At 63.0% G+C, this 10,151-nt stretch carries 7 protein-coding genes; 3 read left to right on the top strand and 4 right to left on the bottom strand.

Going from position 1 to position 10,151, the window contains the following annotated elements; translation table 11 throughout:
- Positions 1-227: 227 nt before the first annotated feature.
- Together mutS and JMJ56_RS31615 are read right to left on the bottom strand one after the other, a co-directional pair.
- Entirely contained in the window at positions 228-2,639 is a 2,412-nt protein-coding gene (gene mutS, locus JMJ56_RS31620) for a DNA mismatch repair protein MutS (protein ID WP_202835851.1), read from the bottom strand.
- A 483-nt stretch (positions 2,640-3,122) separates the two neighbouring features.
- Positions 3,123-4,151 (bottom strand): alpha/beta fold hydrolase, encoded by a 1,029-nt coding sequence (locus tag JMJ56_RS31615; protein WP_202835850.1) that lies wholly within the window; start codon positions 4,149-4,151, stop codon positions 3,123-3,125.
- 802 nt (positions 4,152-4,953) lie between these two features.
- On the opposite strand from JMJ56_RS31615, the gene JMJ56_RS35140 reads away from it, so the two are divergent.
- Both JMJ56_RS35140 and JMJ56_RS31610 read left to right on the top strand, forming a co-directional pair.
- Positions 4,954-5,085, top strand: coding sequence for a hypothetical protein (locus JMJ56_RS35140; protein ID WP_268885182.1), 132 nt, complete (start codon positions 4,954-4,956; stop codon positions 5,083-5,085).
- 6 nt (positions 5,086-5,091) lie between these two features.
- Positions 5,092-5,406, top strand: a complete 315-nt coding sequence (locus JMJ56_RS31610) for a hypothetical protein (RefSeq protein ID WP_043343139.1) — start codon at positions 5,092-5,094, stop codon at positions 5,404-5,406.
- Between the two features lie 446 nt (positions 5,407-5,852).
- Here the strand turns inward: JMJ56_RS31610 and JMJ56_RS31605 are convergent, their stop codons facing one another.
- Positions 5,853-6,716 carry a Bug family tripartite tricarboxylate transporter substrate binding protein gene (locus tag JMJ56_RS31605; protein WP_202835849.1) on the bottom strand — a complete coding sequence of 288 codons (864 nt, stop codon included), beginning with the start codon at positions 6,714-6,716 and terminating at the stop codon, positions 5,853-5,855.
- 359 nt (positions 6,717-7,075) lie between these two features.
- On the opposite strand from JMJ56_RS31605, the gene JMJ56_RS31600 reads away from it, so the two are divergent.
- Entirely contained in the window at positions 7,076-8,047 is a 972-nt protein-coding gene (locus JMJ56_RS31600; RefSeq protein WP_202835848.1) for a Bug family tripartite tricarboxylate transporter substrate binding protein, read from the top strand.
- Between the two features lie 261 nt (positions 8,048-8,308).
- Here JMJ56_RS31600 and JMJ56_RS31595 read toward each other — a convergent pair whose 3' ends face one another.
- The gene (locus tag JMJ56_RS31595) at positions 8,309-9,544 is read right to left on the bottom strand and encodes an ABC transporter substrate-binding protein (RefSeq protein ID WP_236038994.1); all 1,236 of its coding nucleotides are present in this window, start codon (positions 9,542-9,544) and stop codon (positions 8,309-8,311) included.
- Positions 9,545-10,151 lie beyond the last annotated feature (607 nt).

The following is a 10,151-nucleotide window of genomic DNA, read 5'->3' as shown; positions in this document are numbered from 1 at the left end:
GAGCAGTTCATTGTCCATGATCCCCAACTGGGGCTTCAGGCCTTATCCTGCCCGAATAGGCTCGCGACAGAGCAAGAACCGCACGCTTGGGCCTGCATTCCGCTGCACCAGAACCGAGGAAGAGCCCCTGATCGCCGCGCCGTTCTCATGCTGATTGCCGCGCTGCAATCCTACTTGCTTTCAAGATCACCCTAGCTAGATCAATACAGTATCAAAATACTTTGCCCCTAATTTAGCGGGAAGGGTTCGGCAGCTTCTCCAGTGTGCTGAGCCAGAAGTTCGGCTGCGCGCAGCAAAACCGACCTCGGTAGGCCTGCCAGCGCGGCCACCTTGAGCCCGTAGGATCGGCCAGCGCGGCCAGCCATCAGCCGGTAGCTGAACACTGCCCCGTGCCGTCCTGCAGAGGCATCCATGGCCATGCATATGGCATAGGGCATGGCATCGGCTGCATCTGCAAGCTCGTGGTAGTGGGTCGAGAACAAGGTTCGGCAGCCGATCGTGTGCAGCTGCTCCATGACAGCTTGAGCAATCGCCAAGCCGTCGTGCGTCGAGGTGCCTCGGCCAACCTCGTCCAAGATCACCAGGGATCGCGGCGTGGCTTGGTTTAGGATGGCCGCTGTTTCCAACATCTCGGCCATGAAGGTGCTCCGTCCTGCTGCGAGGTCGTCAGCCGCGCCGATCCGGCTGAATAGTTTGTCGACGACCCCGATGCGGGCGCGTTTGGCAGGAACGAAAGAACCGACCTGAGCCATGAGGACGATCAGAGCCACCTGGCGTAGGTAGGTGCTCTTACCGGCCATGTTGGGTCCGGTTAGCAGCCATAGCCGGCCAGCTTGATCCATTTGGCAGCCATTCGGCTCGAATGCCCGCCCCTGTACCTCGAGAAGTGGCTCAGCAATTGGGTGGCGGCCATCCTCGATATCCAGGTCGCTGCTTTCGTCCAACTCAGGCTCGACCCAAAGATGCTCTGCGGCTGCCTGGGCGAGGCCACAGACCAGGTCCAGGGCGGCTGCGGCGTGACAGACCCGGGCGATGCTTCCTCGCTTCTCGAGCACGTCTCGGCGCAGGAATTCAAAGGCGGCGCGTTCAAGGCGGATGGCCCGTTCTTTGGCTTCTTCCAGGGCACCCGCGAGCTTGTCGAGATCGGGGGAGCTGTAGCGGGTCGTCGAGGCCAGGCCCTGCCGCAGCACGAACCGGCTTCCGAGAGCCTTTGCCTGGGTAGCCGGGATCTCGACGTGCCAGCCGATGACGGCGTTGCTTCGGATCTTCAGTGCCTTGACGCCGGTTTCGGCGCTGTAGCGGACCTGCAGCGCTTCGATTGCTGTGGCGTGCAAGGTTACCTCGGACCGTGTTTCGTCCAACGGGTGGCTATAGCCATTCGCGATGAAGCCACCCGCTTCAGCATCAGCCGGCAAACTGGGCGTTAGGGCACGGCTGAGGGTGGAGGCCAGGCTGGCCAAGCCTTCCTGGGCTGCGAGGCCAACTTCCCGGCCGGTGCCTGCTAGCGGTTGCGGTACATCCGGAGCTTCGGCCAGGGTGGAGGCGGCTTGGGAGGCTCGGTGCAGAGCGTCACGTATCGTGGCGAGATCCCTCGGCCCGCCCTTGCCCATTGCCAATCGCCCGCAAGCCCGTAGCGCGTCCGGCATGCCAGAGAGAGCTTCTCGGCAGGCAACGCGGACTGCTGGAGTTGTGCTGAGGAAGCGTACCATGGCGAGGCGCCGACGGATCGTCTCAGGTTTGGTGAGCGGTGCGGCAAGTTGGCGCGTCAGGAGGCGGGCGCCAGCAGCCGTCACGGTACGGTCCATCACCGCCAACAAGGTAGCGGTTGGTCCGGAGGGAGCCGAAAGCACATCCAGGCCCCGGAGCGTCGCGGCATCGATCTCCAATATGTCGGCAATAGGGGCTCTGCGTGGCGGTAGGGGAGCCTCCGGTAGCCGTCCTGTGGTGGCTTGGACGTGCCGGAGCAGCGCAGCCAGGGAAGTGAGCTCCGGTGGGGAGAAGCCCTGCACCATCTCTTTCCAATGATTGCCGTAGGCGGCCTTGAGGATCGTGGATGTTGTCTCCTCGCTCGGTGCCGCGTCGGAGAGATCAGAGAAAGGCGCATCCTGCCCGCGGATCGCTATGGCAAGAGCCTCGGAGCCTGCAGGCCATCGTGCGACTAGAATCTCGGCGGGCCCGATACGGGCCAAGACAGGGCTGCAGCCGTCGAGTGAGGAGGTGAGGGTGCCCGCTTCGCCCGTGGACAGGTCGATATAGGCAAAGGCGACTACTGATCCGGCAGCGAAAGCAACGGCGAGTACGTTAGGACGGTTTGGCGTCAGTACGGCGCCGTCGACCGAGGTGCTGGGGGTCAAACGCTGAAGCGGCCGCTCACCTCCCGCGAGAACTGGTTGCTCTGAGACGGCCACCTTGTGGCCAGCGCTAAGAAGGCGGGCGATCATGCCCTCGGCTGAACCAGCTGGGATGCCACACATCGGAACATCGGCGGCATCTCGCTGCCGGCGCCGGGTGAGCTGCAGTCCCAAGGCGCGGGAGACGGCCTGGGCGTCAGGGCCCAGGATCTCGTAGAACTCCCCGACGCGGTAGAGTATCAGATGGTCCGGCGCCGCGGTTCGCAGAGCGGCGTAAGCCTGCATCATCGGGCTTGGGCTTGCTTCTGACGAAGCTGTCACTCGTGGTCCTCTCTTAGCTTGCAAGCATTGTAAGCTCGAGTTTGGCCATTCGGGCGGCGTGGCAAAGGGCATACGTTGCCTTCGCGGAGGGCTGGCGAAAATTTACCAGCGTCGACCGACTTTCGGGACGCGGCGAAACCCTGCTCGCTCCGAAGTGCCCGCCGTACTGCAGCAAGGCTGTCGGCGAAGGCCGGCCACTGGTTGTGGTACCAGGCACTGGTCGAGATCTGAACCCGGGCACCTCCATTGAGGCGCGCGGCTAATACTAAATCTCTCTGACCGGAACCTGTTCAGTAAAGCAGCTCCGTCGAGGCTGGAGCGGACTGCGTCAGGGCGGCCCTGTACCGCCAATAGGTTGGGTTCAATAGGACTTGGAATGGGCCGGCGCGACAGCGAACCATGAAGCGCATGCGTCGCAAGCTGCTGCGGCAGCAGTGCCGGGCCATGCCATCAGCCGGGCCAAGCTTCCGGCAGTCGCGCTGCGAGCCACCGGGATAGTGCGGCGTTCACCGCCGCCGGCTTCTCCTGCGCCATCCAGTGGCCGGACTGCACCACCACCTCTGTTAAATCGACGCAGTCGCGTCGCATCGGCTCGGCGAGGCGCGAGTCCATGGTGTCGCAAGTATAGTCGTGCGCCCCATGCAGGAAGAGTACGGGCATCGCCAGTTGCCCACCATCCGGCGCACGCTCCGCGTAGTCGATATTGCGAGCGTGATTGCGGTACCATGCATCCGGTCCGGAGAAGCCATTCCGGGCGAGCGCGGCGGCATAGTGAGAGAGTGATTCAGCATCCAGCACCGCAGGGTCCATCGGCACGTCTGGGGCCCTGTCGGCCCCGCTAAACCAGCCACCATCGGCTCGGATCGTCGCGGTACGTGAGGGCTTGCCGCGCGCCCCTGGATTGCCGGCGCGGAACAGGGCGCGGATGGTAGCCGAGGTGTCCGCCTCGAATACCGCCGAGGCACGCTCGAACTGCTCTTCATAGAAGACCTGATAGTCCCACTGGCCGGCGGGGAAGCGGTCCTCGGGATAGAGGTTCCGATCCACCAAGGGAATCAGGTTTGGCAGCGCGAAGCCTTGCGCGATGTAGGGCACGCAGAGGTTGGCAACGCCGACGACCCGGTCGTTGTGGTGGGCGGCCAGGCTCCAGACCACCGGGGAACCCCAATCATGCCCGACCCAGATGGCGCGTTCGCGCCCGAGCCCATCCAAGAGATCCAGCATGTCCTGCGCGATGGCCTCGAGGGCGTAGTCCTCGATCCGACCAGGAACGGAGGAACGGCCATAGCCCCGCATGTCAGGCGCGACGCAGCGGAAGCCAAGATTGGCGAAGCAGCGCAGCTGGTGACGCCAGCTGATGGCCAGTTCCGGCCAGCCATGAACGAAGATGATCAACGGCGCGTCCTGCGGACCGCAGTCGAGGTATGCGGTGGTGTGTCGTAGGCGCCTGACGACGCCCTCCAGCAGCGGATAGATCATGCCGACAGCTTATCCCTGTCCTGGACTGGAGCCATCTCAGCATATATGGCCGAGGGATCAGCAAGAGTTTTGCGTCCCGTCGGTTTTGCGTTGGATGCTGGCGAGGGCGCCATGGATGATCTGATCCACTTATACTGATCCTGCTGGTCAGAACCCATACAGACGAGCGGCGAGGTCGAGGCCGTAGCAGGCCGCGGCAAGGCGGTCCTCCGCCGCCGATAGGTTTTGGTCAACGGGACTTGGTATAATGAGACCTGTGCGCGGATTGCCCGAGACACAGCATCTGGCGCCTGGCCGCCTGAGACAGCCGCTACAGAATGTGGCTCATCGGACCCGCGCACAGGTCTCATAACAGGGTACGATCGAGATGAGTCCGAGCAGGCGGTGCCTTGCCAAAGATAGCGTTGGCGGGCCGGGCTCAGTCCACGGTTGCCCCAGAAACTTTCGCTAACTCCACAGCGCGGGCGATCTCTCGCACCTGTAACTCTGCGAACTCCTCCGCCGTACTGCCGACCGCCTCATACCCGAGGCCAGCGACCCACTCCCAGCCTAAAACGCCGCCTGACCGCTATAGGAGCATCGGTGCCACAGCCAGGTCGGGTCGGCCGGCTTTGGCAATCCGTCCAGGTACTTGTTCATGCCGGATGGGACATAGAGGAAACACGCAGAATTGTTCCAATAGTCAGGCCTCACAGCTGTGCAACAGTGTGCTTATATGCCGGGCATGAAGATCACCCGATCCTCCAAGCCTGCCAGTCGGTCCAGCCGAAAGGTCGCCGCGCAGGCGGCGGCTAAACGCCCAGTGGCGAAGAAGGCCGCCGCGAAGTCTGGGGTGAGCCCGCGGGTTTCGGCCAGCGCCCGCGCCGAGCTGACCAGCCTGCTCGACCGCATCCACCGAAACATTGACGAGACCGAGGCGCTGCTGGCGGACTGACGGCGGTTGGCGATCTGGAACGACCTGAAGGCCGTTGCGCTGGCGGTGCACCGCCTGACCGAGGCAGAGAAGAGGCTGGCCGAGCTCGCGGCGGAGAATAAGGCCGCCATCAAGGAATTGCGTGGCCAGATGCAGGAGCTGCGCGAGCGCCAAATTCGGATTGAAGCGAAGCTTGAGAGTCTGGACGAGGTAGTCACCACCAAGGCGCAGGCATCGGCCGCGCTTGCGGTGGCCCAGGCGTTGGGTCCGATCATGGAACGCCTAGCCCGGCTGGAGATTCAGCCCCCTGCCCCGCCGCGGTTGCCGCCGCCGGGCGGCTGATGCGTCAGGCTAGGTGCCCGCGATCGTGCTACTGCTGTTGTGACCAGCTAGCGGCCGCCGAGAATCTCCGCGATCTGCAGAGCTGTGTGCGGAGTATGCCCGGCCGAACGGATACGATGCGATCTGGGCCACAGCCGTCGGCCGAAACCTTTGGCGCGAGGTGAGCCGTTTGGTGCCCATCCTCCCGAACTTTCTGGAAGTAGAGGTGGCATCTGCCGACGATGATTCAGCCGATGCCAGATCCGATGGGTGCTGCCGGTTGTTGGATAAGGCGGGATATGGAAACGGCAGGCGATTAACCCCTATTGATCTTGTTTCGATAAACGCGTTTTACTATTTTCCCTTATCATCCAAAATTTTATGGCGCCCAAATGCTGACACACAGCAGTGAAGCCTCGTGTTGGTAAGAGCACATTTTGCGAATAGCCTTCCAGCAAATCGCTCGGCTATTCGGGCCTAACGCCGGCTTCGCGGGCGACGCGGCCCCAGGTCAAGATCTCCTCCTCCACTTGTCGGGCAAAGTCGGTAGCCGGCCCACCGGCCGGGCTGATGCCCTGCGACTGCAGCCGGTCAGCGACAGCTGGGCTCCTGACCGCACGCGTCATCGAGGCATTGATAATGGCGACAAGGTCAGGCGGCATTCCCGCAGGTCCGAAGGCGGCATACCAGTTAACGGCGGTCAGCCCGGGATAGGTTTCGTTCATCGAGGGGACGTCCGGGAGCACCGGCGATCGTTCCAACCCACCGATCGCGACAGGGACCATTCGCCCTTCGGAGATGTGTGGGAGCGAATTGACCAAGTTGTTGACCATGGCCTGCACCTCACCGCTCAACAACGCTGTAGTGGCCGGGGCAGCACCGCCGTAAGCGACATGCGTGATGTTGATTCCGCCTATGGCTTTCAGCCGCTCCATGGCGAGGTGGTTGTTGGTGCCGTGTCCAGCGGAGGAGTAGTTGAAAGCGCCTGGCCGCTCGCGCATCCGGGCCACGAACTCGGGCAGCGTCCGGACGCGGAGCGAGGGGTGCACTACGAGCACGAATGGACCGTCGGCTAGGCGGACGATCGGCGTAAAGTCGCGGTTCGTGTCGAAAGGCAGGCTTCGCAGCACCGCAGGGTTGATAACATGCGAATTCGCTGTCACCAAAAGGGTATATCCATCGGGTGCGGCACGAGCCACGACGGCGCTGCCGGTGCTGCCACCAGCGCCGGGACGGTTCTCCACGACGACCGGCTGCCGCCACTCCGTCTCCAACTTGGCAGCGACGGATCGGGCAATTGCGTCAGTCGGACCACCCGCGGCGAAGGGCATGACGATCCGAACGGGGCGAGTTGGGAAGGGGGTTTGAGCCCGGACGGCAGTTGGCCCGAACAGCATCGGCGTAGCCAAAGCCAGGGACAGCAGGGTTCGTCGCGTGCAAGGCACTGTCTTTTATTCCAAATGGTTCGGGCGAAAGGGTGCCATGACCGCTCTGATCCGCGCCACAGGCTCCGCTCCGCGTGCCATTCGCAGGTTAGATGTCGGGGCTGCACATGGCGAGCAGGGCGACATCTGAGCGATTTTTCCCACCTTCGCGTCGAGAGCAGCTGTACTGCGACCAGCGGGTCTCCCTCGCATGGTTGACGGGATCGGGCCGGACCGACACGCTGACCCCGTCAGGGAGAGACGTCATGCTGAGCCGCCGCGCCCTACTTGCCGCACTCCTTGCCGTCCCAACCGCCGTTCGCGCACAGGGCTCTTGGCCAGCGCGGAGCGTGACGGTCGTAGTGCCGTGGGCGGCGGGAGGCTCAACCGACTTCCTCGCCCGCGTGCTCTGCCAGCGACTCTCCGCCGACCTTGGCCAGCCCTTTGTCGTGGAAAACCGGCCCGGTGCAGCTGGCACGGTTGGCCATGCTGCCGTCTCCCGCGCAAGGCCGGACGGCCACACACTGCTGATCGGCGCCAACGGCACCTACGCCATGGCACCACACCTCTACGACAACCTCGGATACGACACGCTGACGGGTTTTACGCCAGTCGGGCTGCTCGCACGCACGCCGATCTTTTTTGGCGCGAACCCGCGTCTGGTGCCCGGCGGCATGACGGAGTTCATTGCGCGTGCAAAGGCCGAGCCGGGCAAGGTTGCCTATGCCTCCTCCGGCGCGGGCTCGTCGGCGCACCTCGCGGCGGAGCTATTGGCCATCATGGCGGGCGTTGAGCTGCTGCATGTGCCCTACCGCGGCGGCGGGCCCGCGGCCCAGGCGCTAGTGGCAGGGGAGGTTGCAATGGGCCCGACCGATGCGCCGACGGCGCTGCCGCTGATGCGTGGCGGGCAGATCAAAGCGCTCGGTGTCGGCAATCCCGCGAGAACGGCCCAGGCAGCGGATGTGCCGACTGTGGCCGAGACATTGCCGAAGCTCGCCGGCTTTGAGTGCGCCGCCGAGTTCTGCATGCTCGCGCCGCCTGGTACACCGACTGAGATCATCTCCCGGCTGCATGGAGCTGTCCTCACCGCACTGCGCCATCCGGAGGTAATTGGGCACCTCAATGAGGGGGCGATGGAGCCTGTCGGAGCGGCCCCGGACGCATGGGAGCCCTATCTCCGCCGCGAGCTGGAGAAGTGGGGTGGCGTGATCCGCACGCGCGGCATCCGCGTAGGCTGATCCGCTCTGCTCATGGGCGGCAGACAGCTACCCGCAAACCTTGCCGCGGTCCGACGAGGCTGAGTGGTGATCAAACCGAGTAGTCCTCGATCAGAGCCGCGGCGCCCGCTCAGTGCGCCACTGCATCTGAACAGCATGCAAACGCGGGCGCGGCCAGACGAAAGAGGAGACCCCGACACCGCCGAGGTCCTGCAATGGCTCACCGCTGGCGCTGCTACACTGCCTACGGTAACCCACCCCCGCCTCTGACGGACATCTGGTCTAGGGCTTTATCAATGCGCAGCTGCCTTCACTCGGAGGTCGGAACGCCTCATCGGCAGGCGTGGTCGCAACCAGCTTCAATCCGTCCCAACGCCCTTTGCTCTCCGACGGCTTCTTAGCCTCGAACAGGTAAGCTGGGTGCAGCTTTCGACCATCCTCGCGGATGCGGCCTGGGCCGAAGCAATCGTCGTCGGTTGGCATTGCTTTCATGCGTGCCACGACTGCGCGACCGTCTGCTTTCGCCGCTGCGGGTCCCATATCGGCCACAGCCTTGAGGTAGTGCAGCACTGCACTGTAGCAGCCCGCTTGTACCATGTTGGGCCACTGATTAGGTGTTTTCGGCCTGATTCGGTCCATGAATGCGCGGGTGCGGTCATTCAGATCCCAATAAAAAGTTTCAGTCATGAGCAAGCCTTGCGCCGCATCCTGACCCAAAGCTTGCACATTGCTATTGTACATAAGCATGGCGGCGATGCGCATGGTTCGCGTCAGGCCAAACTCGCGCGCCTGCTTGATGCAGTTGATCGTATCGCCACCGGAGTTGCACAGTGCCAAGACCTTTGCACGGGACGCCTGTGCCTGGAGCAACAGCGCAGAGAAGTCGGTTGTCTCGGGGAAAGGGTAGGTGGCAGCACCGAGGACACGACCACCGGCGGCGGTCACGAAGCGCGCCGTGTCACGCTGGAGTTGCTGTCCGAAGACGTAGTTTGCGGTAATGAAGAACCAGGTATCACCACCGGCCTTGACCGTGGCGCCGCCGGTGGATTTCGCAAGCATGTAGGTATCATACGTCCACTGGACGGTGTTCGGGCTGCACTGCGTGCCGGTGAGGTCGGTGGTTGCTGCACCGGAGTTCAGCATCACCTTGTTTTTCTCGCGGCAGACCGTATTCACTGCAAGCGCAACAGAAGAGGTTGGAACGTCGACAACCGCATCTACGTCAGCCTGATCGAACCATTGTCGTGCAATTCCAGCACCGATATCTGGTTTGTTCTGGTGGTCAGCAACAACCAACTCGACATTCAATGCCGGATTGGCGGAGCGAAACTCCTCGATGGCCTGTCGAGCGCAGATCGCGCTCGTGGGACCGCCATCGTCGCGATAAAGGCCCGACTGGTCGTTCAACACGCCAATCCGTATTGTCGGATTCTGCGCCGCTGCCGGGTTGCGGATCAGTGTGGTAGTGGCAGCTGCTCCGAGCAAGGTACGCCGCTGGATCAACATCGCTTCCTCCATTCTTGCTTTGAATTCTACAGGCAATGTGTGTGGTGCTTAGCGACCGTAGCTGGCTCCAAAGTAGCCATCACGGGAGAGAAACACCGCCTACCATTTGGCGTGCGGCAATCTTCCTTAGCCTGCTCCTGAAATTTCCGACCGCCAAGGTACTTGGATCAATCTTCCGCCTTTGCCGTTATTTCCACGCCGCGCTCGGCTACGTCACGGCGGCGACGGAGGTTGACTATAAGGTAACGACTTTCAGTGAAAGTGTTGGTGCATGTAGGTTTGACACGCCGACAGCTTGGCCACACCGAAGCCCCGTTAAGAGCCTCTAGATGGTGCGGTCGGCCTGCCTCTTGAGGAAGTGGTCATGCAACATGCCGCTGCGGTGAAAGATGGCAGTCCCGGCAAGCGCGCTGCAGGCCTCGCTCTTGTCCCGCCCAGCATTGTCGAGGCGGCACAGGTCACGGCCTGAAACCGGTCGGGGGTGCGGAGCATCCGCCCGCTCCATTCGTCTTCCGAAGTGCGACAGATATCCCGTCCGGAATCTAAGAGTCCATCCGGGATCATGTGGTTTTCTGACATAGCCTTCGCAGCATGCGGCGGACGGATGCCCAGCGCAGGA

The sequence above is a fragment of the Belnapia arida genome (assembly GCF_016773205.1).
Lineage (GTDB): Bacteria > Pseudomonadota > Alphaproteobacteria > Acetobacterales > Acetobacteraceae > Belnapia > Belnapia arida.
The sequence above is the reverse complement of the archived record's forward strand: the minus strand, read 5'-3'. Positions and strand labels throughout refer to the sequence as shown.